23 protein-coding genes are annotated in these 25,980 nt (G+C 62.2%); 21 read left to right on the top strand and 2 right to left on the bottom strand.

The window, feature by feature from the left end; all coding sequences use genetic code 11:
• The first annotated feature begins 4 nt into the window (after positions 1 to 4).
• From AC1RJY_RS04975 to AC1RJY_RS04915, 13 genes are all read left to right on the top strand, one after another.
• Positions 5 to 931, top strand: a complete 927-nt coding sequence (locus AC1RJY_RS04975) for an ATP-binding cassette domain-containing protein (protein WP_498601656.1) — start codon at positions 5 to 7, stop codon at positions 929 to 931.
• A gap of 44 nt (positions 932 to 975) precedes the next feature.
• Entirely contained in the window at positions 976 to 2,406 is a 1,431-nt protein-coding gene (locus AC1RJY_RS04970) for an aldehyde dehydrogenase family protein (protein WP_498601655.1), read from the top strand.
• 24 nt (positions 2,407 to 2,430) lie between these two features.
• On the top strand, positions 2,431 to 4,380 hold the full coding sequence (gene iolD / locus AC1RJY_RS04965; RefSeq protein ID WP_498601653.1) for a 3D-(3,5/4)-trihydroxycyclohexane-1,2-dione acylhydrolase (decyclizing): 1,950 nt from the start codon (positions 2,431 to 2,433) through the stop codon (positions 4,378 to 4,380).
• Positions 4,377 to 5,165 (top strand): HpcH/HpaI aldolase family protein, encoded by a 789-nt coding sequence (locus tag AC1RJY_RS04960; protein WP_498601652.1) that lies wholly within the window; start codon positions 4,377 to 4,379, stop codon positions 5,163 to 5,165. The genes iolD and AC1RJY_RS04960 overlap by 4 nt, the downstream gene beginning before the upstream one ends.
• 30 nt (positions 5,166 to 5,195) lie before the next feature.
• A complete protein-coding gene (locus AC1RJY_RS04955; RefSeq protein WP_498601651.1) occupies positions 5,196 to 6,407 on the top strand; it encodes a Gfo/Idh/MocA family protein in 1,212 nt (403 codons plus the stop codon).
• 2 nt (positions 6,408 to 6,409) lie between these two features.
• Positions 6,410 to 7,429 carry a LacI family DNA-binding transcriptional regulator gene (locus AC1RJY_RS04950; RefSeq protein WP_498601649.1) on the top strand — a complete coding sequence of 340 codons (1,020 nt, stop codon included), beginning with the start codon at positions 6,410 to 6,412 and terminating at the stop codon, positions 7,427 to 7,429.
• Between the two features lie 67 nt (positions 7,430 to 7,496).
• Entirely contained in the window at positions 7,497 to 8,429 is a 933-nt protein-coding gene (locus AC1RJY_RS04945; RefSeq protein ID WP_498601647.1) for a hydroxyacid dehydrogenase, read from the top strand.
• Positions 8,426 to 9,475: a Gfo/Idh/MocA family protein gene (locus AC1RJY_RS04940; protein ID WP_498601645.1), complete on the top strand. Its 1,050-nt coding sequence runs from the start codon at positions 8,426 to 8,428 to the stop codon at positions 9,473 to 9,475. Before AC1RJY_RS04945 ends, AC1RJY_RS04940 begins: the two co-directional genes overlap by 4 nt.
• A complete protein-coding gene (iolG, locus tag AC1RJY_RS04935) occupies positions 9,465 to 10,478 on the top strand; it encodes an inositol 2-dehydrogenase (RefSeq protein WP_498601644.1) in 1,014 nt (337 codons plus the stop codon). Before AC1RJY_RS04940 ends, iolG begins: the two co-directional genes overlap by 11 nt.
• Before the next feature lie 2 nt (positions 10,479 to 10,480).
• Positions 10,481 to 11,260: an SDR family oxidoreductase gene (locus AC1RJY_RS04930; RefSeq protein ID WP_498601642.1), complete on the top strand. Its 780-nt coding sequence runs from the start codon at positions 10,481 to 10,483 to the stop codon at positions 11,258 to 11,260.
• On the top strand, positions 11,257 to 12,144 hold the full coding sequence (locus AC1RJY_RS04925; RefSeq protein WP_498601641.1) for a sugar phosphate isomerase/epimerase family protein: 888 nt from the start codon (positions 11,257 to 11,259) through the stop codon (positions 12,142 to 12,144). The genes AC1RJY_RS04930 and AC1RJY_RS04925 overlap by 4 nt, the downstream gene beginning before the upstream one ends.
• Before the next feature lie 17 nt (positions 12,145 to 12,161).
• Complete coding sequence (locus AC1RJY_RS04920) at positions 12,162 to 13,166, top strand: Gfo/Idh/MocA family protein (RefSeq protein WP_498601691.1); 1,005 nt, start codon at positions 12,162 to 12,164, stop codon at positions 13,164 to 13,166.
• Positions 13,166 to 14,659, top strand: coding sequence for a CoA-acylating methylmalonate-semialdehyde dehydrogenase (locus AC1RJY_RS04915; protein ID WP_498601639.1), 1,494 nt, complete (start codon positions 13,166 to 13,168; stop codon positions 14,657 to 14,659). The genes AC1RJY_RS04920 and AC1RJY_RS04915 overlap by 1 nt, the downstream gene beginning before the upstream one ends.
• Positions 14,660 to 14,907: 248 nt before the next feature.
• On the opposite strand, the gene AC1RJY_RS04910 is transcribed toward AC1RJY_RS04915, so the two are convergent.
• Entirely contained in the window at positions 14,908 to 15,741 is an 834-nt protein-coding gene (locus tag AC1RJY_RS04910; RefSeq protein WP_498601638.1) for a DUF5677 domain-containing protein, read from the bottom strand.
• A 127-nt stretch (positions 15,742 to 15,868) separates the two neighbouring features.
• Here AC1RJY_RS04910 and AC1RJY_RS04905 point away from each other — a divergent pair, with 127 nt between their 5' ends.
• Positions 15,869 to 16,075 carry a ribbon-helix-helix protein, CopG family gene (locus AC1RJY_RS04905; RefSeq protein ID WP_498601637.1) on the top strand — a complete coding sequence of 69 codons (207 nt, stop codon included), beginning with the start codon at positions 15,869 to 15,871 and terminating at the stop codon, positions 16,073 to 16,075.
• Complete coding sequence (locus AC1RJY_RS04900; protein WP_498601635.1) at positions 16,072 to 16,440, top strand: type II toxin-antitoxin system death-on-curing family toxin; 369 nt, start codon at positions 16,072 to 16,074, stop codon at positions 16,438 to 16,440. Before AC1RJY_RS04905 ends, AC1RJY_RS04900 begins: the two co-directional genes overlap by 4 nt.
• Before the next feature lie 836 nt (positions 16,441 to 17,276).
• Here AC1RJY_RS04900 and AC1RJY_RS04895 read toward each other — a convergent pair.
• Positions 17,277 to 18,614 carry an MFS transporter gene (locus tag AC1RJY_RS04895; protein ID WP_498601634.1) on the bottom strand — a complete coding sequence of 446 codons (1,338 nt, stop codon included), beginning with the start codon at positions 18,612 to 18,614 and terminating at the stop codon, positions 17,277 to 17,279.
• A 203-nt stretch (positions 18,615 to 18,817) separates the two neighbouring features.
• Between AC1RJY_RS04895 and AC1RJY_RS04890 the strand changes: the two genes are divergently transcribed.
• The 6 genes from AC1RJY_RS04890 to AC1RJY_RS04865 all read left to right on the top strand — a co-directional run bounded on the left by AC1RJY_RS04890 (position 18,818) and on the right by AC1RJY_RS04865 (position 25,910).
• Positions 18,818 to 19,594, top strand: a complete 777-nt coding sequence (locus AC1RJY_RS04890) for a FadR/GntR family transcriptional regulator (protein WP_498601633.1) — start codon at positions 18,818 to 18,820, stop codon at positions 19,592 to 19,594.
• Position 19,595: 1 nt separating this feature from the next.
• Positions 19,596 to 20,318: a cache domain-containing protein gene (locus AC1RJY_RS04885; RefSeq protein WP_498601631.1), complete on the top strand. Its 723-nt coding sequence runs from the start codon at positions 19,596 to 19,598 to the stop codon at positions 20,316 to 20,318.
• Between the two features lie 237 nt (positions 20,319 to 20,555).
• Positions 20,556 to 21,941: a protoporphyrinogen/coproporphyrinogen oxidase gene (locus AC1RJY_RS04880; protein ID WP_498601630.1), complete on the top strand. Its 1,386-nt coding sequence runs from the start codon at positions 20,556 to 20,558 to the stop codon at positions 21,939 to 21,941.
• Positions 21,942 to 21,992: 51 nt separating this feature from the next.
• Complete coding sequence (gene dapA / locus AC1RJY_RS04875; protein WP_498601628.1) at positions 21,993 to 22,895, top strand: 4-hydroxy-tetrahydrodipicolinate synthase; 903 nt, start codon at positions 21,993 to 21,995, stop codon at positions 22,893 to 22,895.
• A gap of 3 nt (positions 22,896 to 22,898) precedes the next feature.
• A complete protein-coding gene (locus AC1RJY_RS04870; RefSeq protein WP_498601627.1) occupies positions 22,899 to 24,389 on the top strand; it encodes an alanine/glycine:cation symporter family protein in 1,491 nt (496 codons plus the stop codon).
• Between the two features lie 27 nt (positions 24,390 to 24,416).
• Positions 24,417 to 25,910 carry an aldehyde dehydrogenase family protein gene (locus AC1RJY_RS04865; protein ID WP_498601626.1) on the top strand — a complete coding sequence of 498 codons (1,494 nt, stop codon included), beginning with the start codon at positions 24,417 to 24,419 and terminating at the stop codon, positions 25,908 to 25,910.
• Positions 25,911 to 25,980: the final 70 nt, after the last annotated feature.

Raw genomic sequence — 25,980 nt, 5'->3', positions numbered from 1 at the left:
CATCATGAACTCACAGCAAATTGACCAGCAGACTCTGCTGCAGGACGAAAAGGACCCGTTGACGCACACCCCGGTGCACCTGCTCTCCCTGGAGAACGTGGGTAAACACTACGGCAACGTCATAGCTCTCCGCGATGTCACCATGGCCGTGGACAACGGCCGCGTCACCTGCGTCCTTGGTGATAACGGTGCCGGCAAGTCCACCCTGATCAAGATCATCGCAGGACTTCACCAGCACGACGAAGGCTCATTCAAGATCATGGGCGAGGACCGCAAGCTCGGTTCGCCTCGTGAAGCGCTCGACGCCGGTATTGCAGCTGTGTACCAGGACCTCGCCGTCGTTTCACTCATGCCGATTTGGCGGAACTTCTTCCTTGGCTCCGAATTGACCACCGGGACCGGCCCTTTCCGGCGCCTGGATGTCCAGAAGATGAAGGACATCACGCTCAAGGAACTGGCCGAGATGGGCATTGACCTCCGCGACGTCGAACAGCCCATCGGCCAGCTCTCCGGTGGTGAACGCCAATGCGTCGCCATTGCCCGCGCCGTGTACTTCGGCGCGAAGGTGCTGATCCTGGACGAGCCCACAGCGGCGTTGGGTGTCAAGCAGTCCGGCGTCGTGCTCCGTTACATCCTGCAGGCCCGTGACCGTGGACTCGGCGTCATCTTCATCACCCACAACCCGCACCATGCCTTCCCCGTGGGCGATCGGTTCCTGCTCCTCAAGCGCGGCAAGTCGATCGGCTACTACGAGAAGAAGGACATCACCTTGGAGGAGCTCACCGCCCAGATGGCCGGCGGCGCCGAGCTCGCAGAGCTGGCCCACGAGCTGGAGCAGCTCGGCGGTCACACTGAAGCCCTCAACGAAGTCAAAGCCGAGGTAGCCGGAGTGGCCGACGCTGCACCCGAAAGCAACACCAAGCGCCACTGAGCGCAGAAGTAACAGCGAATGTTTACAACCCTGGATGGAGCACCATGGAAATGCTAATAGCCGGAAACTGGCGCAATGCGGCCGACGGCAGGACAGAAGAAGTCCGCTCGCCGTTCGATGGCAGGACGATCGACACCGTCCCCGTCGCCACAGTAAAGGACGCCCAGGATGCCCTCGACCGGGCAGAGATCGGCGCCCACCTGCAAAGGACCACGCCTGCGCACGAACGGGTTGATATGTTGCTCCGCGCCGCGGCCTTGGCTGATGAACGGGCGGAGGACATCGCCCAGACTATTAGCGCTGAAACGGGAAAGCCCATAACGGAAGCCAGGGGAGAGGCATCTCGCTCCGGCAACATCATCCGCTTGGCTGCCTATGAGGGAAGCCAGCTCTACGGCTCCACCCTCCCGCTGGACGCCAATGCCGGAACCGGACTGGACAAGGTTGGCTTCACCCTGCGGCAACCGGCGGGGATCGTGGTAGCGATCACGCCCTTCAACTACCCCGCCTTGCTGGTGTTGCACAAAATTGCACCGGCGCTGGCAGCCGGTAACGCCGTCGTTCTTAAGCCTGCCCGGGCGACGCCTCTGACGGCGCTGAAGCTGGCGAAGTGCTTCGTCGACGCCGGCCTGCCCCCAGAGGCGCTGTCCGTCATCACCGGACCCGGCAGCACCTTGGGCGATGTCCTTGTGACGGATCCTCGAGTACGCAAAGTGTCGTTCACGGGCTCCACCGCCACGGGGACCCGGATCAGCAATATCGCCGGAGTGAAGAAACTCTCGCTCGAACTCGGTGCTTCGTGCCCCGTGATCATCCTGCCGGATGCCGACCTGGAACTGGCGTCCACCGCCGTCGCGGCCGGCGGCTTCATCAACTCCGGTCAAGTCTGCATCTCTGTGCAGCGGGTCATTGTGGACCGCCGCGTCGAAGCTGACTTCCTGGATGCACTGGTTCCCAAGGTGGAAGCAATCTCCGTAGGCAACCCCAAGGAAGACGACACCCGGATCGGTTCGTTGATCTCCGAGCAAGAAGCCTCACGCGTTCACGCATCGATCAACGAGGCACGCCACTCCGGCGCCCGGGTCCTCACCGGAGGTGACCGTGACGGGGCCGTAGTGACTCCCGCCGTCGTGGCCGGAGTCGACCCGCGGTCCAAGCTGAGCAGAAACGAATTGTTCGGCCCAGCCGTGGCCGTTTCCTCGGCGCAGGACATGGAATCCGCCATCGCCCTGGCCAACGACAACGAGTACGGACTGGGCGCCGGATTCTTCACCAAGGATGTTTCCAACACGGTCCAAGCCATGCGCCAGATCGACGCGGGCAACATCCACATCAACTGGACACCGCTGTGGCGCGCGGACCTCATGCCCTACGGCGGCCTGAAGGGCAGCGGCATCGGCAAGGAAGGCGTCCGCTCGGCGGTCGAGGAGATGACCGAAGAAAAGACGATCGTCCTGCACGGACGCTCCTGGTAAACCACTCACAACGGAAATAAGGCAATGACCACACCATCTCAAACCATCAGGCTCACCACCGCCCAGGCGGTCATCAAGTACCTCTCCGTGCAGTATTCACTGGCCGACGGTGTCCGCCGCCGCCTGGTGCCGGCCGCGCTCGGCATCTTCGGTCACGGCAACGTGGCCGGACTGGGCCAGGCCCTTGACCAACTCGCCGATGACATGCCGTTCATCCAAGGCCGCCATGAGCAGTACCTGGCCCATATTTCCACTGCGTACGCCAAAGCAAGCCGCCGCCAGGCCGTCCTCGCCGTCACGGCCTCCATTGGCCCGGGCGCGCTGAATCTGGTCACCGCCGCCGGCCTGGCCACCGTCAACAGGATTCCACTGCTGCTCCTGCCCGGGGACACCTACGCCACCCGTCACCAGGGCCCCGTACTCCAGCAGCTGGAACACCCCACCGAAGCCGATGCCACGGTCAACGATTCCTTCCGGCCAGTCTCGCGCTTCTTCGATCGGATCAACCGTCCGGAACAGCTCCTGACTGCACTCCCGCAGGCCATGCGCGTGCTGACCAGCCCCACCGACACCGGCGCCGTGGTCATCTCCCTTCCCCAGGACATTCAGTCCCACGCCTATGACTTCCCGGCGGAGTTCTTCGAACCCCGCGATTGGAAGATCCGCCGGCCCCTGCCGGACCTGGAAGAGATCGACGACGTCGCCCGCCTCATCCGCGACGCTAAACGCCCTGTGATCATCGCCGGCGGCGGCATCCACTACTCCGACGCCCACGCTGCCCTCGAAGCCCTGGCCGGCCAAATTGGCGTTCCCGTGGTGGAGACGTTCGGCGGCAAGGGGGCTGTGACCAAGGACGAATGGTGGCAAGTCGGCGGCGTGGGGCTGGAAGGCAACTTCGCTTCCAACACCTTGGTCAAGCAGGCCGACCTGGTACTGAGCGTCGGCACCCGGCTGACGGACTTCGCCACCGGCTCCCAGTCGATCTTCCAGAACCCCAGCGTCCGCTTCGCGTCGTTGAACATCGTGGATGCAGATACCCGGAAGCAGGGCGCCGTCGGCATCCTGTCGGATGCCCGCCTCGGTCTGGAAGCGCTTGCCGAGGCCTTGGAAGGCCACGCCACCAGCGAAACCTGGCAGGAGACGGTCCACGCCGAAAAGGCCAAGTGGGAGCCCATCCGTTCCACGTGGCTCGACGCCGACACCGCCTACCGTCCGGAGGACTACCCGGACGCTCCGATCACCGGAGCGGTGCTGACCCAGCCGCAGCTCATCGGCCTCATGCAGGAACACGCCCGGTCCGGCGATACCATCATCGCTGCAGCGGGTGGCCCTCCCGGCGACCTCCAGAAGGTCTGGGATGCCACCGGCAACCGCAACTGCCACCTGGAATTCGGCTTTTCCTGCATGGGCTACGAGATTGCAGCAGGCATGGGCGTGCGCCTGGCCGAAGGCAACAATGAGAACCGCGTGGTCACCTTCATCGGCGACGGCACGTTCCTCATGGCTCCCACCGAGATCCTCACTGCGGCGCAGGAAGGCCTCAACGTCACGATCGTTGTGTCGGAGAACCACGGCTACCAAGTCATCCACCGCCTCCAAATGAACCGTATGGGACGGGAGTTCGGCAACGAATTCCGCTACCGGACCACCGGCGGAAGTGTCGCCGTGGAGGACGCTCCCAAGGCCCGGCTGGACGGCGACTATCTCACGGTAGACCTGCGGCAGATCGCCGAGGGCCTCGGCGCCTTGGCCATCCGCGCCACAACCGCCGCGGAGGTCCGGGAAGCACTGTCCTCGACACGCGACACTTCAGGACCGGTGGTGATCGTGGTGCCTACGGTTCCCCATGTGGACCTGCCTGGCGGCGACGTGTGGTGGGACGTGGCACCGGCCGAAGTCTCCGACCAGGAATGGGTCCAATCCTTGCGGTCGGAGTACGAGGACGCACGTGGCAGCCAGCGGTGGTTCGGATGAGCGCGGAAGCTTTCGACGGCGGCCCTCTCGACGGCGGCAAGCTCCGGCGTCGCTTGGCGGCGGGCGAAGTAACCGTAGGGACGTTCGTTGGAATGTCCTCGGCAATTGCTACCGAAGTTTGCGCGGCTTCCGGCGCCGATTGGGTGCTGATTGACCTCGAGCACGGCTCCGGCGGCGAAGAGTCCGTCCGTGACGGTGTCCTGGCTGCCGGAAGCTACGGCGTGCCCACCATTGTGCGGGTGGAGAGCGGCGAGCGGGTCAGAATCGGACGCGTCCTGGACCAGGGCGCAGCCGGGGTCATGGTGCCGCGGCTGAACGGCGTCGACGAAGCACATGCGGTGGTGCGGCACTTGCTGTACCCGCCGTACGGCGATCGAGGCGTGGCAACCTACAACCGCTCCTGCCGTTGGGGGATGGACCGAGCTCCCTTGAGCACGGCCCAGCAGAGCACTGTGGGCATCATCCAGATCGAAACCCTCGACGCCCTGGACAGCGTGGAAGAGATCGCGTCGCAAGATGGCGTAGACGTCCTGTTCGTGGGCCCCTTGGACTTGTCCTACGCCTTGGGGGTTCCACTGCAATTGGACAGCAATCCCTTCCAAGAGGCGTTGCAACGGGTGGTCGCCGCAGCTGAAGCACACGGCAAAGCGGCCGGCATCCTCGCCGTGGACGGGCACGGGGCAGCGAAATTCGTCCGGCAAGGCTTCCGGTTCGTAGCCATCGGCTCTGACTCCACCATCATGGCGGCGGCGTTCCGTGACGCCTTCGACACCGCCCGTAACTAACCAGGAATTTTCAACAAGAAAGGCATGAACGTGAGCCCAGAATCGCGCACCATCGGTGTCGGCCTCATAAGCGTGGGATGGATGGGAAAGCTCCACTCGCGCGCCTACCAGACCGTCCCCTACGCCTACCCGGAACTTGGTCTGACCACCAAGCTCGTCATCGCAGCGGACACGGCTCCAAGCCGCGTGGATTACGCCCGCGACGTCCTCGGCTTCGCCGAAGGCACCACAGACTACAACGACGTTCTGAACCATCCGGATGTGGACGTCGTCTCCATCTGCGCCCCCAACTTCCTCCACGCCGAAATCGGGATCGCAGCTGCCAAGGCCGGAAAGCACTTCTGGATCGAAAAGCCCGTTGGACGCGGCTACGACGAAACCGCAGCCGTGCAGGAAGCCGCTCTCGAGGCCGGCGTCGTGACGTCCATCGGGTACAACTACCGCCATGCTCCGGCGGTTGAGCACGCACGGAAGCTCGTAGCTGAAGGCAAGCTCGGCCGGATCACCAACGTCCGCGCCGTGTTCTTCTCGGGCTACGCCTCCGAACCCAACGGCGCATTGTCCTGGCGCTTCGACCGCAAACTCGCCGGAACGGGTGTCCTGGCTGACCTGTTCAGCCACGCAACGGACTTGTGCCAATATGTAGTTGGGCCCATCGCCGAGGTAACCGCGCTGACCAGTACGGTATACACCCAGCGCCCCAAGGTGGAAATGGGGTCCGGGACGCACTTCGCAGTGATCGAGAACGGTGAAATGGGAGAGGTCGAGAATGAGGACTACGCCGCAGCGCTGGTCCGATTCGGCCCGTCCGCAGTCGGCGCAGGAGCCGTCGGCACCATCGAATCCTCACGTGTCGCCGTCGGACCCGAGTGCGGCTACCAAATCGAAGTCTACGGAACCGAAGGTTCACTCAAGTGGGACTTCGAACGTATGAACGAACTCAAAGTCTGCCTGGGTCGCAACAACGACGAACAGGGCTACACCACAGTCAACGCGAGCCCCCGCCATGGGGACTACTCCTACTTCCAGCCCGGCCCCGGAAACAGCATGGGCTTTGACGACCTTAAAGTCATCGAAGCCAAGAAGTTCCTGATAGCCGTCGCCGGGGGAGCACAGGAAAACTCCAACATCCACGATGCTGCGTCGGCTGCAGCCATTGTCAGTGCCGCCGAAACGTCGTCGGTGTCCGGCCAGTGGCAGAAGATCGAGGAAATTCACGGCACCACGGCAGCACGGGCATAACCATGGCTACTTCATCCGCCCGGCGGCCAACGATCATGGACGTGGCAGAACGTGCCGGTGTGTCAAAGTCCTTGGTCTCACTCGTCCTGCGCGACTCACCTCGCGTCAGTGACGAGCGCCGCCAGCGGGTGCTGAAAGTTGTCGAGGAGATGGGCTACGAACTGAACCTCGCAGCCCGTTCCCTGGCAACCCGGGAGAGCGGCACCATCGGCGTGCTGGTCAGTGACATGCATAATCCGTGGGCCTTCGACGTTGCCGACGCGGCCCGGACCGTGCTTGAAGAGGCCGGTCATACTGTCCTCTTCAGCGCGGTCACCGCGGCGGACAGGGGAGTGGACCAGTCCATTCTCCAAGCATTCCGCGACCTGCGCGTAGCCGGATTGCTGGTGGTGGGAACGGTGCCGGACAAGGCACCGTTCAACCGAGCGGTATCCGGCGGAGCGGTGGTGTTTGCCGGCGGCGGACCGGACTACATTGACACCGCCGATGTGGTCCGCAGTGATGACACCCAAGGCATGGCGATGGTCGTTGAGCACCTGATCGCACAAGGACACGAGAACATTGTGCACTTGGGCGGACTGGGCGGCTCGGTGGGTCGCGCCCGCGTGGACGGGTACTCCGCAGCCATGGAAGAGCACGGACTTTCACGCCACATCACCGTGGTGGACACCGACTTCTTCCAGGAATCCGGCTACGTTGCCGCGCAACGGGCACTGGGCTCCACCCGTTCAAAGCACGAGCGTCCCACGGCCCTTGCCTGCATCAACGACCTCGCCGCTTTTGGTGCCATGACAGCCGCCGATGAGCGTGGAGTTGAAGTGGCCATCACCGGCTACGACAACATTGCCTTGGGCGCCATGCCCCGCCTCGGCCTGACCACGGTAGACCCGGATAGCTCAAGTATTGGCATAACCGGAGCCAAAACCCTCCTGGAACGAATCCACGGCGAGGGAAACGGGTTTGTGCACCACCCTGTGACGCCACACCTCGTGGTTCGAACCTCCAGCCTGCTCGGCCTCTAACTACACCTCTTCTCGCTGCTGGGCCCTATCCAGCAGCGCTCACACACCCACATCTTCAAGGATGACGATGGCTTCTTTAACCACACCCCAAATCTTTGTCGCTCTTGGCAGCGTCGAACCCGATCTGGTTGAACCGCTGCTCTCCCAGCATCAGCGGCTCATCCAAGACCCCACAGCGGAGGAGCTTGCCACCGCGGACGCCGCAATCGTCCGGGCCGCCTACCGTGTGGACCGGGAAATGCTGGACCGCATGCCGTCCCTCAAAGTCATCGCGCGAACAGGCGTAGGAACGGACCTCGTGGATGTTGCAGAGGCGAACCGGCGCGGCATCCCGGTAGTCATCACCCCCGGGAGTAATACGGCCTCGGTGGCTGAAGGCGTTTTCGCCCACCTCTTGGCACTTGTCAAGAAGCTATTCCCGCTGACCGCAGTGGTCCGGGAGGGACGCTGGGAGCAACGTGTCGCCGTCGTGGTTGGCGACCTGGAGGGATTTACGCTGGGAATCATCGGATACGGCCGCATCGGCCGCCGGGTTGCGCGCATCGCCGAAGCCTTCGACCTAAAAGTCCTGGCTTACGATCCATACGCGGAGATTCCGGCCGCGATCCGCTGTGACAGCGTGGAGGAACTCCTCGCGGGCAGCGACTTCACCACCCTCCATGTGCCGCTGACACCGGAAAACCAGAACCTGATCAACGCCGCACGGCTCAAGGCCATGAAACCCGGAGCAGTACTCATCAACTGCAGCCGGGGCGGACTGATCGACCTCGACGCGGCCCATCAGGCACTGGAGTCGGGGCACCTGTCCGGGCTCGGTCTGGACGTTTACGATCCCGAACCACCGGCTCATCACCCGCTCTTCGATCACGACAACGTGGTGCTGACCCCGCACCTGATGGGCTTCACCCGCCAAGGTATGGCGCACACTGTCAGGGACGCGGCCCAAGGTGCGGTGGATGTCCTCGCCGGCCGCGAGCCTGCAGCGGTGGCGGCACCATGACCGTGCGCGTAGGAGTCATCGGTACTGGCGTCATGGGATCGGAACATGCACGAGTCCTGCAGGACAGCATCTCCGGAGCCACCGTGACAGCAGTGGCCGATACCGTCCAAGACCGTGCCAAGGCAGCAGCTGCGCAAACGGGCGCAAAGAGCTTTGACTCTGCCGAGGAGCTCATCGCTTCGCCATTCGTCGACGCCGTCCTCATCGCCTCGCATGACACGGTGCACGCCGAACAGGTCAAGGCCTGCCTGTCAGCAGGCAAACCCGTCCTCTGCGAGAAGCCCCTTGCCCCAACAGCAGCACAATGCCAGGAGCTGGTGGAACTGGAGACCGCTACCCGCCGGGGAAATCCACTTATCTCTGTGGGCTTCATGCGGCGTTTCCACCCCGCCTACCGTGAATTGAAGGCCCGTTTGCGCGACGGCGCTGTGGGCCAGCCACTCATGATGTTGAGTTCCCACCGCAATGTCCGTTCCTACCCGGGAGGTGACTCGGCCGCCACGATTACCAACTCCGGTATCCATGAAATTGACATCACCGCCTGGCTGTTGGATTCGCCCATCCAGGCTGTTAGCTGGCATGCACCCAAGAGCACGGGCGAAGACCTGAGCCGGCAGGATCCACAGGTATTCCACCTGCGGTCCGCGGACGGCGTGCTCACCATCGTGGACGTGTTCGTCAATGCCCGCTATGGCTACGACGTCCGCTGCGAAATCTTGGGCGAACAGGGCAGCTTGGAGCTCGCCCGGCCCCAACAAACCACGGTGAACCAGCACCACCAACGTTCCGGCAGCTATCCGGAGGACTGGCGACCCGTGTTCACTGACGCATATCGCCTGCAATCCCAAGCCTGGGTGGATTCGCTCGCCTCAGGAACGCGCTCGCCGTTGGCGTCGGCAGGGGAGGCGCTGAACGCAATCCTCGTGGCCGAGGCGCTGATCAACTCCATGAACGACGGCGGGACAACCGTCGACGTACAAGCAAGTACCCCAGCCCGGACTTCTCCGGGCAACCCTCTGGAAAGGACCCCTATCCATGTCCGCTGATCGTCCCCTCAAGGTAGCGCTGTTCGGTTCCGGCCGCATCGGCCAAGTCCACGCCAGCAACATCCGGGCCAATCCCGGGCTTGAACTGGTTGCCATCGCGGACCCGTTCATCGACGGTGCACAGGCTCTTGCCGCAGGAACCAACGCCGTGGCCGTCGCGACTGCTGACGATGTGTTCGCCATCGATGGCCTGGATGCTGTAATCATTGGCTCGCCGACCAGCACCCACGTGGACCTTATTTCACGGGCTGCGTCCCACAGGGTGGCGGCTCTCTGTGAGAAGCCGATCGACCTGGACCTCGACCGTGTCTTGGCCTGCCGTGACAGCCTCCGCGGCAGCGATACGCCGCTCATGCTCGGCTTCAACCGCCGCTTCGACCCCAATTTCTCCGCTGTCCAGTCCCGCGTGGCCGCCGGGGAAATCGGCAAACTGGAGCAACTGACCATCATCAGCCGCGATCCCGCACCCGCGCCGGCCGCTTACATCGCCAGCTCCGGCGGCATCTTCCGGGATCAAAGCATCCACGACCTCGATATGGCCAGGTTCTTCGTTCCCGAGATCATCGAAGTTTCCGCGACCGGTTCCAACCTCTTCTGCGACTACATCGAGGAAGCCGGCGACTTCGACTCCGTGGTCATCACCCTGCGCGGCAGTAACGGGGAACAGATCACTATCATCAACTCCCGGCACAGCGCCTTCGGCCACGACCAGCGCCTGGAAGCCTTCGGCAGCGAAGGCATGCTCACCGCAGGCAACCTGACTCCCACCAGCGTGCGGAAGTTCACCGCTGCAGGCGCTGAAGAAACCGACCCGTACCTGAACTTCTTCCTGGAGCGTTATGCCGAGGCCTACCGCAACGAACTGGACAGCTTTGCCAGTGCCGTCCGCTCCGGGACAGCTTGCAGCCCGGGCTTCGACGACGGCCTCCAAGCGCTCCTTCTGGCGAACGCCGCCGAAGAATCGGCCCGGTCCGGTCGTGTGGTCAAGATCGGGCAGGCATAGCAGTGGCACTCCTCAAGGACAAAGTGATCCTGATCAGCGGAGGCACCCAGGGACTGGGAGCCGGCGTGGCACGGCGCGCAGCCGAGGAAGGAGCCAATGGAATTGCCATCACCGGACGGAACGCCGACTCAGGCGAGCAGCTTGCTGCCGAGATCACAGCCATCGGGGTGGAGACACGGTTCATCAAGACAGACCTGGCTGACGTCGAACAAGCCCGGAATTCGGTCCTGGAAACGGTAGCGGCGTTCGGGCAGCTCGACTGCGCGGTCAACGCAGCGGGCCTCACTACTCGCGGCACCATGCTGGACACCACGCCCGAGCTGTTTGATGCCCACATGGCGGTGAACTTGAAGTCCCCGTTCTTCATCATGGCCGAAACCATCAAGCATCTTCGGAGCAGGGGTGTTCCAGGAAGCATCCTGAACGTCATTTCCATCGCGGAACTCGGTGGACAGCCGTATCTGGCACCCTATGTAGCGGCGAAGGCGGGCCTGGCAGGCGTTACCAGGAATGCCGCCCACGCACACCGCTGGGACAAAATCCGCATCAACGGCCTGGACATTGGCTGGACCGCCACGGAGGGCGAAGCCGAAACGCAGAAGAAGTTCCACGGCGCAGGGGATGACTGGCTTGAGAAGGCCAACGCGTCCGTCCCCATGGGAAAGCTCGGCCAAGTGGACGAGATCGCCGAATTCATTGTTTTTCTCCTCTCCGACAGGAGCGGTGTAGTCACAGGCTCAGTCATCGACTGGGACCAAAACGTACTTGGAGGATCAGATTGAGCACCATCACCAGCCGCCTCGCCGCAGCACCCATTTCCTGGGGAGTCTGTGAAGTCCCCGGATGGGGCCACCAACTGGACGCGGACAAGGTCCTGTCCGAAATGACCGCACTGGGTATCAGCGCCACCGAGTTCGGGCCAGCCGGATTCCTGCCTGAACATGCAGCCCGCCGTGCTGAGGTCCTGAAACAGCACAAGCTGCAGGCCATCGGTGGATTCTTCCCTGTCATCCTTCACGACCCGTCCAAGAATCCTTTGGAAGTGGTGGCAGCTGAACTGGATGCCTACGAGGCCGCGGGAGCCAGTGTTATGGTCCTCGCCGCGGAGACCGGTGTTGCCGGTTACGACCAACGCCACGAGCTCGGCGCCGAGGGTTGGGAATTGTTCGGCCGGAACCTTGACGCGGTGGTCAAGGCCGCTGCGGACAAGGGCATCCAAGCCGTGGTCCACCCGCATGTGGGCACCATGATCGAGACCACCTCAGACGTGGACCGGGTCCTCAACGACACGTCAGCCAACCTGTGCCTGGATACGGGCCACCTGCTCATCGGAGGCACCGACCCTGCCCTGTTGGTCCGCGACTATGCTGCCCGTATCGGCCATACCCACCTCAAGGATGTGCGGACCTCGGTGGCCAAGCGCGTTCAGGCCGGCGAAATCTCTTACACCGACGCTGTCAAAGCTGGCATGTACGTACCTCTTGGGCAAGGAGACGTCGGCATTGCCGGGATTGTCCGCGACCTGCTGGATGCCGGCTACGAGGGCTGGTTCACCATGGAACAGGACACCATTCTCGAAATGGAGCCCACGGACGAGGGCCCGGTCAGAGATGTCCGCCAGTCCGTCGAGTTCTTGCGCCGGCTTGATGCGGAGATCGGAGATTGAGCGCGGTCCGCTGGGGCGTGTTGACGACGGCGCGGATCGCACAGGGACGCTTTCTTCCGTCTATGAGCAGGGCCCGGAATGCGGTGGCGTCAGCGATCAGCAGCCCGAATGGCAAGGCTGCGGAAGTCGCCGAACGATTCGATATTCCCACTGCCTACGGTTCCCATGAGGAGCTCTTGGCCGACCCGCATATCGAAGCCGTGTATCTTCCCTTCCCGAACTCGCTGCACGCCGACTGGATTGTGGCAGCCGCCGAAGCCGGGAAGGACATCCTCTGCGAAAAGCCCCTGGTCGCGAGCACCCACGACTACCGAAGGGTGATCGAGGCGTGTGAACGCAACGGCGTGAACCTGATGGAAGCGTTCATGTACCGCTTCCACCCGCAACACCAGAAAGTACGGGAGTTCATCGATTCCGGCAGGATCGGTGAGCTGGTTTCCATGCACGCGCGGTTCCACTTCGCCATGGACCGATCGAATGGTGAGGTCCGCCTCAAGCCAGGCATGGACGGAGGTGCCCTTAACGACGTCGGCTGTTACGCCGTCGACATCATGAACATGGTGATGGGACGCGCGCCGGAGTCCGTTTACGGAAAAGGCACCAGCCGAACCGACGCGGTGGAAACCACCATGGCGGCGATCCTGGACTACGGCGACGTGATGGGGACGCTGGATTGCGGCTTCGAAGGGCCCCGCACGCATACCTTCCAAGTCATCGGAACTGAAGGCCAGATCAGCCTTGATAAGGCCTTCGATCCCGACCCTGGTGAAATAGCCCGCGTCACCATTTCCTTTCGGGACGGACGGACTGAATCGTTCGACATTGGCGAAGACCAGTTCAAGACCGAGATCGAACGGTTCAGTGCTTGGGTGCGCAACTCCGGCCCCGAAATCATCCATAGGGAACTGACCGAACAGAACCTGGCCGTTCGCCTGGCCCTCCAGGAATCACTAGCCACCGGCCTGCCCCGCGCAGTCAACGACGTCCACGCCGGGCAGCACCAACTACTTCAGGAGCAGTAATGACCATCATCAACCACTTCATCAGCGGCACCGAGGCAGCCGGCAGCGGCAACACGACCAAGCCTGTCTACAACCCCGCCACCGGCGCCGTGACGGCCCAGCTGCGGTTGGCCAATGCCGCCGATCTGGAGGCCACCGTTGCTGCCGCCAAGAAGGCAGCCGAGTCTTGGGGCGACATTTCCCTGGCCAAGCGCACTGCCGTGCTTTTCAAATTCCGAGAGCTTGTTGCCGCCCACGTCGAAGAGCTCGCCCAGCTGATTACATCCGAGCACGGCAAGGTCCTCAACGATGCCAAGGGTGAGATCGGCCGCGGCCTGGAAGTCATCGAGTTCGCCTGTGGCATCCCGCAGCTGCTTAAGGGCGAATACTCCGACCAAGTGTCTACGGGCATCGACGTTTTCTCTTTCCGGGAGCCGGTGGGTGTCGTCGCCGGCATCACCCCGTTCAACTTCCCGGTCATGGTGCCTCTCTGGATGGCACCCATGGCGATCGCCACCGGCAACGCGTTCATCCTGAAGCCCTCGCATCGCGTCCCCTCGGCGGCCATGCTGCTGGCCAAACTGTGGAAGGAAGCAGGCCTTCCTGAAGGCGTGTTCCAAGTCCTGCACGGTGACCGCGAAGTGGTCTCCGGACTGCTCACCCACCCGGACGTGGACGCGATCTCCTTCGTTGGTTCCACACCGGTGGCCAAGCACATCACCGAGGTGGCCACTGCGCACGGCAAGCGGGTCCAGGCTTTGGGCGGCGCGAAGAACCACGCGATCGTGATGCCCGACGCCGACCTCGACAACGCTGCCGACCATTTGGCCGCTGCCGCCTTCGGATCCGCCGGACAGCGCTGCATGGCCATTTCAGTGGCGGTCGCAGTCGGCGACGCCGCTGACCTGCTGGTAAAGAAGGTCGAAGAACGCGCCCTCGACGTCAAGGTCAAGAACGGAACCGATGCTGATGCAGACATGGGCCCGGTGATCAGCCTGGAATCACGCGATTTCATCGTCAAGACCGTCACTGAAGCCGAACGGTCCGGTGCGGCCATGGTGGTTGACGGACGCGACCTCGTGGTTCCCGGCCATGAGGAAGGCTTCTGGGTAGGCCCCACGGTCATCGACCACGTGAAGACCGAAATGAGTGCCTACAAGGAGGAGATCTTCGGACCTGTGCTCGTGGTGGTCCGAGTGAACGACCTCGAGGAAGGCATCCGACTGATCAACTCCAATCCCTACGGCAACGGCACCGCGATCTTCACATCTTCGGGAGCAGCTGCGCGAAAATTCCAACGCTCCGTGGACGTGGGCATGATTGGTATCAACGTGCCCTTGCCTGTGCCCGTGGCCTACTACTCGTTCGGTGGCTGGAAGGCTTCATTGTTCGGCGATAAGCACATTTACGGGCCCGAGGGTGTCTCGTTCTACACCCGCGGGAAGGTCATCACCTCCCGCTGGCCGGAAACCAACCACGCCTCGGGAGCCTCGTACAACTTCCCGTCTAACTAGGAGCTCTGCATACATCGAAATGGCGGTCCCTCGGCTCCCTGCGGGATCGCCATTTCGCGCCCGCCATGTCGTTCTGGGAAGGAGTCGACTACGGTCCACCTGGCGACATTTGAAATTGTCCAAGCGCACGGCAGCGCTGTTATTCAGTTCAGAAAAGGATTCTCCACGGCCGGCCCTTCCCAACGGTCGGGCGTAGTCCTGCTTCGGCTAGGACATATTCGCTGTTGTCGGCTCAGAATCTGGGCACCTTAAAGGTCGAAGGCCATGATGGATGGTTTGCCGTCGGCTTTGCCTGCCTCCATGAGGATGTTCATGCGAAGTGCCTGTTCCTGCGAGGTGGCTGGGTCGAGTGGAGGGATTCCGGGCAGCAGGGTCCATACTTCGCGAAGGAGGACCATGGACATCAGGATCACTCGCATTTCCGCGCCAGATTCGTCTCGGTTAGGGTCGATCCTGTTGGGATAGATGCTGTCCATGATTCGCGGGAGCAATGCGCCAGGGGATCCGTGTGTCTGTTCGGACCATGCGGAGTAGAGGAGCTTGTAGTTCACATGGTGAAGTCGATTTGTCGATTCCCGTGCTAGCTCTGCGATGTTCTTGCCGCACCAATTCTGCTGCCATTGGGGCGAACCGTCCCGTCGAGGTTTGGCACGAAATTCGGCGTAAGTTTCCCCGTCGAGGGCTTGCTTGATGTCGAGGACCCGTTTCAACTGAATTTGTTCGCCTCGTTCATGCTCGTACTCGAGGTTGGCGAGGGTTGCCAGGGCTTCCTGCAGGCTCCCGAATCGGATGAACTTGATAGCGGCGAGTTCTCTGTCGGGATAGGTGTTGAGATGTTCCATGTTGAGGACGATTTCGTAGAGCTGACGAACGGGAGATGTGGCTGCTTCCCAGTGGCCAGCTGACACGAGGACCCGGGCTGCATGGATGACGCTGATGCAGCGTTCGAAGACGCCGCGATCGAATCGTGCTAGATGGGTGTTCGGGTTGGTCGAAAGCGCTACTTTTCTCGCATCACGGATTAGGTCTTCCAGCAGTTCCTGAGCTTCGGGACAATCTCCGCCGACAATGTTCCCTCTCATGTGGGTTGGCCATTATTGATATAGCTCGAGCGTGACATCTCCGGTGCGCGCGGGGTCGCATCCGCGGGCTGGTAAATGTAAGTTGGGTGTCTCCCAATCGTTTGTACCGTTTTGGTACCAAAATGGCATGGCAATGAATCTCCGTGTCCCGGAAGACCTCGATCGTCGGCTGGAGAAGCTCGCGGCCGAGGAACATACGTCCAAGTCGGCGTTGCTCTTGCAGGGTGCCGAGCTTGTCTTGCAGCGCCGCGCGCGCCGGCGTGAGATTAGTGCGGGCCTTGATTTCGTTATGGGCCATGACGCCGAGCTGCTGACCCGCCTTGAGGACGCGTGACCGCGTACCTTGGCATTGAGGACGCACTGCAGGTAATCGACCGGTACGGGTTACACATCCGCGATGTGGGCCTGCTCGCCTCGGCATTGGCCAGGCCAGCGATAACAGTCATGGGCGCTGAGGCCTATCCGGAATTGGCGATGAAGGCGGCCGCGTTGCTGGAGTCGGTGGCCCGCTTCCATCCGCTCTTTGACGGTAAAAGGCGTATCGCCTGGACGCTCATGGTTCTGTTGTTGTGGATCAACGGTTACCGTCATGACTTCACGACTGATGAGGGCTTCGACCTGGTGGTCGGTGTGGCCGAAGGAATTGTTGAATTGCGGGACTCCGCCGCGCTGCTTTCCCAGCATCTGGTCTCGCGCTAGCCCCGACTGCAGTCCGGCCAGGGCCATTGAAGCAACGGGATGGGGGTGTGGACGATGTCCACACTTCTTGCTTCGTATTGTCCCGTATAGCCACCGAACTGCCCCGAATTCCGCTTGTTTCCGCCTCATCCCAGTGTTCCCAGCCCCGGAATCCCGTTTCGAGTCCCACCTCGGGCACGGCATGCCCCCCTCAGAGGGGGTTTTTGCTTTAACATGTTGACAATTGTTGACAGAACCCTCTGATGTGGTGCCGGCTTGTGCCTGGCCGCCGGTTGGTCTGTTCAGTTGTGGGGGAGCGGGTTCAGGGTCGTGGCTGGTGGGCCGTCCGCTGGCTTTGAGATGGGCTTATGCGTTCCTCCCGCAATTCGTCGGGTGGGTCGTGGTTGGCCTACACCTGTTCATTGGTAGGGGTGCTGAGCACAACATGACTTTCGGGCTCGTTCGTCCGAAAGCTTGATGTCGGCTCGTAGTGAGTGAGGACACTTAGTTGGTTGAGGCTTTGTCAGGCTAAACGAGGTGTGGACATTATCCACACCTGCATCCGTCTCACAGCCATTGCCTGCCCTTATTGGACCTGCATCTACTCATCGCCTGAAATGGCCCGAGCGACATGACGCCCGTTCGCAAGCGCCATCTTTAGCACCGCGGCGACGTAAGAGCTCAGTCGACAGTGTTGACCGGGTGCTTTGAGGGAGGAATCGTCTGCCTCTTCTGTCCTTCATACTGCCAGCGTCGGCGACGCCGAGAGCGCCTGCGCCTGGATGTGAACGTCGAGGCGTTCCGTGGCGACTTGTCCTTGCCGCGTGATAGGAGTCCTGCGGGTTTCGGTTAGATGCCTAGTGCGCGTAGCCGGCCGCGGTCTCGGTCAGTGTTTTTCCCTTCGTTTCCGGGGCCAGCCACTGGGATAGGCCTGCCCCGGCCAGGGCGACTGCGGCAGCGATCAGCATCGTGGGGCCTGGCCCCAGGGATTCCATGGACATGGGCATGAGGAAGATGCCGATGCCTGCTCCCACCCGGCTAACGGCGGCGGCGAACCCGGTTCCGATGCCGCGGATTTCGGTGGGGAGGACTTCTCCGGGGTAGACGTTGGTGAGGGTGTTGTAGCCGGCGTTGAAGAAGGAGAACACCAGGAAGAGGATGAGCACGGCGATAGCCGGGGCGCCAGCCCACAGCCCGATGATGGCGAGGACTACAGTACAGAGCCATTGGGGAGGGACGGTCAGCGTGCGGCGCCCTGCTTTTTCGATGAGCAGGAAGGTGACGATGACTCCGGCCAGGGCGATCGCGGAGAGCCCGACTCCGCCGGCGAGACCGCCGGCCAGGCCGTACTGTTCCAGGACGCTGTCCGCGAAGGTGGCAATGGCGAAGTAGGGTGTCACGGCGCAGAACCAGAAACCGGAAATGAAGAGGGTTGAGCGCCAGTACTGCTTGGAGAACAGCATTCCGAAGCTGCCTTTGCGGACGTCTTCGTGACGTACGTCGTCCAGGGCATCGTCCGGCAGATACTTGGTGGCAAGGGCCTGGGCCTCGTCTTTGCGGCCGACGCTCCACAGCCATCGTGGTGACTCGGGCATCCCGAGGCGGCCAAGGAATATGGCAACAGCTATGAACGTGCTGGTGCCAAGAATGAAATGCCAACTTAGGTCGGTGTACTCGTTCAGTAAGTGGCCGATCAGGAACGCGATCATGAAACCGCCGTACCAGGCGATGCCCATGGCGGCCATGAGTTTGCCGCGTAGATGGGTTGGAGAAAACTCCGCCATCATCGGCCATCCAACCGCGTACTCTGTGCCAATAGCGATGCCCATCAGCAAGCGCACCACGATGAGTAGCATGGCTGAGTCGACGAAGAACTGCATTCCTGAGGCGATCGCGAACAGTCCGATGTCGAACATGAAGATGGGCTTTCGTCCCCATTTGTCGGAGGCATAGCCGCCGAGCGGCGATCCAATCAGGATGCCGATAAGGGCGGCTGCGGCTATGAGACCCTGCCAGAACGCATCGAGCTGGAGGTCATCGGCCATTCTCCCCGACACGGGTCCGATGATGCCCAGGACGTAACCGTCCAAGACCATGCCGCCAATCAGAACGGTGACCATCCTGATCAAAAACCGTCGCTTGTTTGCCTCTGAGGCATCGATGAGATCAGAGGTTGACTGTTCCGCGTCTGACATTGTTCACTCCTTACGACTGCATACACAATCGTCCGCCTCATATGGGGCAATAAGAAGAAGTGCTTCGCCTCGCCAGAACTTTTCGACTCCACGTTGAGGCGCGCCGTCCAAGCTGTTACCAATGCATCCTAAATGTGTAAAAATTCAAGGTAATAGCGTAGGATTTCAGCCCTGCGCCGGCATCATTCACAGGAGGGTTTGCCATGGAGAGCACGGCACTCTCTACCCGCGCCTTGGATCTCCTGCTCCTCCTCCGGGGAAGTGAGCCCGAAGGACTCGGCCGGGCGGATCAGGTGTCCTACCAGATTGAAACCGCCATCCTCATGGGCATCCTCACGGAAGGGGACCGGCTCCCCACGGAATCGGTCTTGGCCGCAGAGTTGGGCATTTCCCCTATCACCCTTCGTCAGTCCCTCGCTGCGTTGCGCACTAAGGGCCTGATTGAAACCAGCAGGGGCCGGAGCGGCGGGAGCGTCATCCGGGGCCAGATCGATCTGACGGACAACCAGCTCCAGCGGAAACTCAGGGACGCCAGCACCGAATCACTGCGTGACCTGGGCGACCTTGGGGCCGCTGTTTCTTCGATGTCTGCCAGACTGGCGGCCAGCCGTGCCGACGCCCAGAACGTCGCTCATCTTGAGGATTTGGTTCAAAGACATCGTGATACGAAGGACGAGCGCACCAGGCGGCGGGTGGATAGCCGTTTTCACGTTGCGGTTAGTGTTGCCGCCCAATCGAGCCGCTTGACCTCGGCTTCTCTGCAGCTGGAGGCGGAGTTGATGACACTCTGGTGGAGCCATCCTGCACAGGCTGACAGCCAGGAGGTCCTGGAGGCGCAACACCTGGCCATTCTGGAGGCGATCCGGGCACGTGATGCCGATGCGGCAGCGGTCGCCGCGGAGCTGCATTCCCGGACCGAGACCGAGTACCTGATAGCGCAGCACCTCCGATTGACGATGGAGTTCGACGAAAGTGCATAACGTGGCAGCAGTGGATGAAGCTCTCGAACGGACAGCGGAAGCAATCTCTTCGAGTGTGGGCGCCGTTTTCAATGATCTGGAAAAAATTGCCGCGACGGTTTCAGGCGTCGCGGATCGGGTGGCAGATGTGCCACGGCGGAGTGCCTATGCTTTCCTCAAGCAGGACCTGGCGGCTTTCATTAACCGGCACTCGGCGCTGATTGTTGGGGCCGGCATTGCGTACGCACCCGGAAGCCTTCCCGAGGCGCCTCTGTGGCTTGAGTGGTGGAGAGCTGCACAGGCTGGGGGAGAGCCGCGCTGGGTCACGCACGACCTCAACCCGGAGTCGTTGAACTACTACGACTACACCACCCGCGAATGGTTTGCGGTGACCACCGCTAACGGCAGTCCCCTTGCTGTGGGGCCTTACGTCGATATCGGGGGCATCAATGTCAACATCATCACTCTGTGTGTTCCGGCCGCAACGCCTCAAGGAACGCATGTCCTCGGGTGCGACCTAACCCTTGCCAAGCTTGAAGGCGTTTTCCTCCGGGCACTCCAACTCCAGGATCCCACCGTGGTCCTCCTCGGTCCGACAGGTCGCGTCATCGCGTCGAACAACGCCCGCATAGCCTCCGGAACACTCTTCGTAGAGGAAGACATGCAACGCGTGGATCGCTCAGTCGACGTTTCCCCGGGGAACCCAGCCAGGCTCCCTTGGAAGCTCATCACTCTCAGGACGTAGAAACCTACTCGTCCCGCCCGCTTGGCAGATTCTGCCGAGCGGGCATTTTTTTACCCAAAAGACCTATTGCATTAATCATACAATGATGTATCTTTTAGTTGTGACCAGGCACACAAGCACCTGGGATGTACCGCATACCTACCTCACCAGACATGGCGCCAACCGATCTCCAGCTGCCGAGGAAGACAGCATGCGGGACCGTGGACAGCGATCCCTCGAAGAAGAAAGTTCATTCCTATGAAAGACGTAGTAATTGTCGGCGGCGGCCTCGCAGGACTCTCAGCAGCGTGGCGCTTGCGGTACTGGGACACTCTGGTGCTCGAGTCTGAACACCGCGTCGGTGGTCGCATCCGCTCGGAACGCCGCGGTAACTACTGGCTGAACTGGGGCGGACACGTCTTCGCAGGCGCCGGGTCCTCCACGGACTCCCTGCTGGGCGAAGTGGGCGTCACAGCTGTCCAGATTCCGGGATCCCTGCAGGCCTTGTCCATGAACGGCAAGTTCATCCGCGAAGGACACATCGCCACATACCCGTTCCGCATCCCGATGTCCCTGTCTTCGCGCATAGACACGCTGAAGGCAGGCATCAAGGTAGTCAGCGGAGTGGCCAAGTACACCGGAGTGGTCCGCAAACGTGCCGGCGAATCCGGCGCCATGCGCCAGCAGCGCATCTACGACTTTGAAAACAACAAGTCGTTCCAGGATTTCATCGGTGACCTCTCAGAGGACGCCGCCGCTCTGTTCAAGACCACAGTGACTCGCTCAGCCGGGGACATGGACGAAATCTCGGCCGGTGCCGGCATCGGCTATTTCAGCCTTGTGCTCGGGATCGGGCAGGGCCTCAGCCAGGGAATCGTCGGTGGGCCGTCCACTCTGACGGAGTCCATTGCCGCTGCGCTGGGTGAGCGGGTCCAACTTGGCGCCACCGTCAACGAAGTGGTGCACAAGAAGGACTCAGTTTTGGTCCGCTACACCCAAGGCGGCAAGGAGCTGGAAGTGGAAGCCCGCACGGTGGTGCTAGCCACCACAGCGGATGTGTCGCACAAAGTTGGCGTGGATCTTCCTGAAGACCTCCGGGGCGCGCTCAGCCAGATCAAGTACGGCCCGCACGTCAGCACCGCGTTCCTGACCAACGAAACCTCGGCCCGTCCATGGGATGACATTTATGCGATCGCAGCCCCCAAACGTTCCTTTGCCATCGCCTTGAATCAGGCGAGCATCGTGCGAGGCACCGAATCAGTCCGCAAGCCCGGCGGCAGCATCATGACTTTCTCGCCGGCAAGTCTGGGCAAGGCCCTGCTGGACAAGAGCGACGAGGAAGTCATCCAAACCCACCTTGCCGACCTCGATCAGGTGCTCGGCCATGGCTTTGCGGACAGCGTGGTCGAAGCCCAGACTGACCGTTGGAAAGTCGCTTCCCCGTACTGCTTCCCTGGCCGGGCCAAACTCCAGTCCACCTTGATGCGCGGAACAAACCGCGTCTTCCTGGCGGGTGACTACTTGGGCACGCTCTACACAGAAAGCTCCATCACCACTGGTTTCTCGGCCGCCCAGGAAGCTGCCAGTGTCCTGGCCACGCACCGCCAGGCATCCCCGAACTCCGGCCTGTCGGCCGTCGCCTGATCCCCACAACTCTTAGCGCTACAGCTACCCCTACCGAAAGAGGAACACCCAATGTCCAAGGAGCTCCGCGGCGTACTGACCGCTCTCTCCACCCCGTTCAACCAGGACGAGACCATTGACGTCGCCACCTTGCGCCAGATCGTGGACCGCTCGATCGACGCCGGCGTCGATGGCGTCGTTGCCGCAGGCTCCACCGGCGAGGTGGGCGCGTTGTCCTCCGAGGAGCGACTGCTGCTGATCAAGACCGTGGTTGAGCACACCAACGGTCGCGTCCCGGTCATCGCGAACACCGGCGCCACCTCCACGGCTGAGGCGATCCGCCTGTCCAAGGCCGCCGAGCAACTCGGCGCCGACGTGCTGATGCTCATCACCCCGTACTACGAACCGCTCTCCTTGGAAGAGACTGTTACGTACATCAAGGACGTGGCACGCTCGGTCAGCATCCCGGTGATGCTCTACAACATCCCGCCTGTCACCGGCGTCAATCTGGATCCGGCCACTGTTCGAGCTCTGGCCGAGGAGGTAGAGAACATCCTCTACATCAAGGACTCCAGCGCCAACTGGGAGCAGGCACTGCAGCTCATTCACCACCACAGCGACGTCATCGGCACCTTCATCGGCTGGGACGCCTACCTCTACAGCGCCCTCGCGGAAGGTGCAGCTGGCGTCATGGCCGGCACAGCAAACGTGGTCCCCGACAAAATCGTGGCTGTCACCAAACGGATCGCCGAGGGTGACCTTGCCGGTGCCCGTGAGCTGTGGAACGCCGTCTACCCGGTGATCGACGCGCTGCTGACCGTACCGTTCATCCCGGCCGTCAAAGCCGGTCTCACGCTGACCGGCCTTCCGGCCGGATCGCCGCGGCGGCCGACGGCAGGGCTCGACGCCGATGACCTCGCCAAGGTCGAGCAGGCGCTGGCCAAGCTGTCCTCGCTCAAACAGAACATCGGATAAGGCATGGCTGACTTCGACTTTACGGAGTTCCTCTCAAGCGTCTCCGACGCGGTCTGGGCGCCCATGGCCTACGTTGTCCTTGGCCTGGGTATCGCCTATTCGGTAGCCACCAAGGGCATCCAGTTCCGGAGGATTCCGGACATGCTGCGTCAACTCAAGGAGACCCAGGACGGCGACGGGGGCTTGTCCTCATTCCAGGCACTGGTTCTCGCACTGGCCAGCCGCGTCGGCGTTGGCAGCATCGCCGGTGTCGCAACCGCGGTAAGCGCCGGAGGGCCCGGAGCATTGGTATGGATGGCCATCACCGGGCTGGTCGGCTGCACCGTGGGTTACGCGGAAGCTACCCTGTCCCAGGCCTTCAAGCGCCAGGTCCTGGACGAAGACCGCAAGAAGGCCAATGAGGACATCGGTGGCATGCCGTACTACATCAAGTACGGGCTGAAGCTTCCCAAGGTCGGCGCCATCGTCGCGGTCCTGGGCGTGATCGGCTATGGGTTCGTCTTCCCGGGCCTCCAAGTCAACACCATCGCGGCCAGCGCGGAGAAAGCGTTCAGCCTGCCCAGGTGGGCCCCGGCCATCCTTGTCACCGTGTTGATCGGTTTGGTGATCATCGGCGGTACTACCCGCGTCGTCAAGGTCACCCAGGGACTGGTTCCCGTCCTGGCCATCGGCTACCTCCTGCTGGCCTTGGCCGTTATCGCCATCAACGTGGACAAGGTCCCCGAGGCCGTTGTCCTGATCTTCCAGTCCGCCGTAGGCATCCACCCTGTCATGGGTGGCATCGCTGGAGCGGCAGTAGCCTGGGGTGTCCGGCGGGCGGTCTTCGCCTCCTCCAACGGCCTGGGTGAAGCAACGTTCGCCGCAGCTGCAGCGCGCACCTCCCACCCCGGCAAGCAGGGCCTGGTCCAGACGTTCAGCATCTACATTGACGTGCTGCTCATCTGCATGGCGACCGGACTCATGATGGTGGTCTCGGGCAAGTACAACGTCTCCGACGGCGCCGGCGGATTCCTCGTCAACAACATCCCGGGTGTTCCCGTGGGTGCCAACTGGGTCCAGGAAGCCATCGACACGATGCTGCCGGGCTGGGGCGCGGGCTTCGTCGCCGTCGCGGTTTTGCTCTTCGGTTTCACCTGCCTCCTGGCCTACTTCTACGTGGCCAACTCCAACCTGCTGTACCTGCTGGATGGTCGGACCGGGCACGGTTGGAAGAACGTCCTGAAGATCGGAACCCTGGCGATCGTGTTCATCGGATCCATCGTCAACGCCAAACTCATGTGGGCGGCCGGAGACATCGGGCTCGGCCTTATCGCCTGGGTCAACCTGATCTGCCTGGTATTCCTGTTCCCGCTGGTCCGCAAGATCTACCTGGACTACGAACGGCAACGGAAGCTCGGCCTCGATCCCACTTTCGATCCGAAGGCCCTGGGCATCGACGGCGCCGACTTCTGGGAGCACCAGAACGAAAAGTCCGCAGCCGCTGCTGCCAAGTAGCCACCAAACAAAGGAATTGAGAACGCCATGACCACTACAGAAACGTCCGTTTTCAGCGTCCGTCGTGAAGGAACCCTCCCGGCACCGTCCCTTCCACCGTTCGGGCAGTTCATCGGAGGCGAGTTCGTCGCCTCCACCTCTGACGCAACGGTCGACGTCGTCAATCCGGCTACCGAAGAAGTCATCACCCAGGTGCCGGCCGGCACCCTGGAAGATGTCGACGCCGCTGTGGCAGCTGCCGTCGCGGCGAAGGCGGAGTGGGCGGCTAAGACGCCCAAAGACCGTTCCGCCGCCCTGCTGCGGATCGCGGACATCGTCGAGTCCAACCGCGAGCTGCTGGAGAACCTGGAAGCGGCCAACACCGGCAAGCCTTCCGCCGTCGCCGAAGACGACATCTCCAGTGCCATCGACACGTTCCGCTTCTCCGCCGGTGCCGCCAGGGCCTACACCGCTCTGGGCGCAGGCGACTACGCGGACAACCACACCTCCGTGGTCTTCCGCGAGCCGGTAGGTGTGGTCGGTGTCATCACGCCGTGGAACTACCCGCTGCTGATGGCCGTCTGGAAGATCGCGCCCATCCTGGCCGCCGGCAACACCCTTGTCCTGAAGCCCTCCGAGCAGACGCCGCTGACTACCTTGAAGCTCGCTGAGCTCATCGCCGGCGAGGTGCCTGCCGGCGTCGTCAATATCGTCACCGGTCCGGGTCGCGTGGTGGGCAACCGCCTCTCCGAACACCCCGATGTGGACCTGGTAGCCATTACGGGAAGCGTCGGCAGCGGGCAGAAGGTTGCCGCGAACGCCGCCTCCACCGTCAAGCGCGTGCACCTGGAACTCGGCGGCAAGGCCCCCGTGGTGGTTTTCGACGACGCCGACCTCGCTGCCGCTGCCAAGGGCGTCCGCGAGGCGGGCTTCTGGAACGGCGGCCAGGAATGCGGATCGGCGTGCCGTGTCCTCGTCCACGAATCCGTGGCAGAAAAGTTCACTGAGCTCCTGGTCCGGGAAATCAGCGAGATTTCCATCGGGGCACCCGGCGCGGGAGACGACGTCGAAATCGGTTCCATGATCTCTAAAGCCCACTACGAGAGGGTCCTGGAAGCACTGGCCGATGTCCGGAAGGAAGGCCACACCTTCGCCGTCGGCGGCAACGCCTTGGAAGGACCGGGATACTTCATCGAACCGACCGTGGTGACCGATGTCCCCGCTGGCGCCCCGATCACGTACACCGAGATCTTCGGGCCGGTGGTGTCCGTGGAGACTTTCAGCACCGATCAGGAAGCCATCACGCGCGCCAACGAGACCGTTTACGGTTTGGCGGCATCGGTTTGGACCAACAATGCCTCGCGTTCACTTTCGGTGCCGCGGCGCCTCGACTTCGGCACCGTGTGGGTGAACTCCCACCTGGTCATCGCCAATGAAGTGCCGTGGGGCGGTTTCAAGGGCTCCGGCTACGGTCGGGATCTGTCCATCTACGCCCTGGAGGACTTCTCCAGGACCAAGCACGTCATGTACAACCGGGGCTAAATCAGCTCGCCCCAAAGAGCGGCCGTGTACCCATCACAGGGTGCGCGGCCGCTTCCGTAACCCATCAAAA

This window comes from Arthrobacter sp. GW822-FHT05G07 (assembly GCF_058799755.1).
This window is presented reverse-complemented; position numbering and strand designations above follow the sequence as displayed.

Excerpts from the sequence above, each read along its gene's own strand:
- dapA (WP_498601628.1), top strand. The coding sequence starts at position 21,993 with ATGTCCAAGGAGCTCCGCGGCGTACTGACCGCTCTCTCCACCCCGTTC.
- iolD (WP_498601653.1), top strand. The coding sequence starts at position 2,431 with ATGACCACACCATCTCAAACCATCAGGCTCACCACCGCCCAGGCGGTC.
- AC1RJY_RS04880 (WP_498601630.1), top strand. The coding sequence starts at position 20,556 with ATGAAAGACGTAGTAATTGTCGGCGGCGGCCTCGCAGGACTCTCAGCA.
- AC1RJY_RS04895 (WP_498601634.1), bottom strand. The coding sequence starts at position 18,614 with ATGTCAGACGCGGAACAGTCAACCTCTGATCTCATCGATGCCTCAGAG.
- AC1RJY_RS04960 (WP_498601652.1), top strand. The coding sequence starts at position 4,377 with ATGAGCGCGGAAGCTTTCGACGGCGGCCCTCTCGACGGCGGCAAGCTC.
- AC1RJY_RS04865 (WP_498601626.1), top strand. The coding sequence starts at position 24,417 with ATGACCACTACAGAAACGTCCGTTTTCAGCGTCCGTCGTGAAGGAACC.
- AC1RJY_RS04950 (WP_498601649.1), top strand. The coding sequence starts at position 6,410 with ATGGCTACTTCATCCGCCCGGCGGCCAACGATCATGGACGTGGCAGAA.
- AC1RJY_RS04890 (WP_498601633.1), top strand. The coding sequence starts at position 18,818 with ATGGAGAGCACGGCACTCTCTACCCGCGCCTTGGATCTCCTGCTCCTC.
- AC1RJY_RS04870 (WP_498601627.1), top strand. The coding sequence starts at position 22,899 with ATGGCTGACTTCGACTTTACGGAGTTCCTCTCAAGCGTCTCCGACGCG.
- AC1RJY_RS04945 (WP_498601647.1), top strand. The coding sequence starts at position 7,497 with ATGGCTTCTTTAACCACACCCCAAATCTTTGTCGCTCTTGGCAGCGTC.
- AC1RJY_RS04940 (WP_498601645.1), top strand. The coding sequence starts at position 8,426 with ATGACCGTGCGCGTAGGAGTCATCGGTACTGGCGTCATGGGATCGGAA.
- AC1RJY_RS04915 (WP_498601639.1), top strand. The coding sequence starts at position 13,166 with ATGACCATCATCAACCACTTCATCAGCGGCACCGAGGCAGCCGGCAGC.
- iolG (WP_498601644.1), top strand. The coding sequence starts at position 9,465 with ATGTCCGCTGATCGTCCCCTCAAGGTAGCGCTGTTCGGTTCCGGCCGC.
- AC1RJY_RS04970 (WP_498601655.1), top strand. The coding sequence starts at position 976 with ATGGAAATGCTAATAGCCGGAAACTGGCGCAATGCGGCCGACGGCAGG.
- AC1RJY_RS04975 (WP_498601656.1), top strand. The coding sequence starts at position 5 with ATGAACTCACAGCAAATTGACCAGCAGACTCTGCTGCAGGACGAAAAG.
- AC1RJY_RS04905 (WP_498601637.1), top strand. The coding sequence starts at position 15,869 with ATGGCAATGAATCTCCGTGTCCCGGAAGACCTCGATCGTCGGCTGGAG.
- AC1RJY_RS04910 (WP_498601638.1), bottom strand. The coding sequence starts at position 15,741 with ATGAGAGGGAACATTGTCGGCGGAGATTGTCCCGAAGCTCAGGAACTG.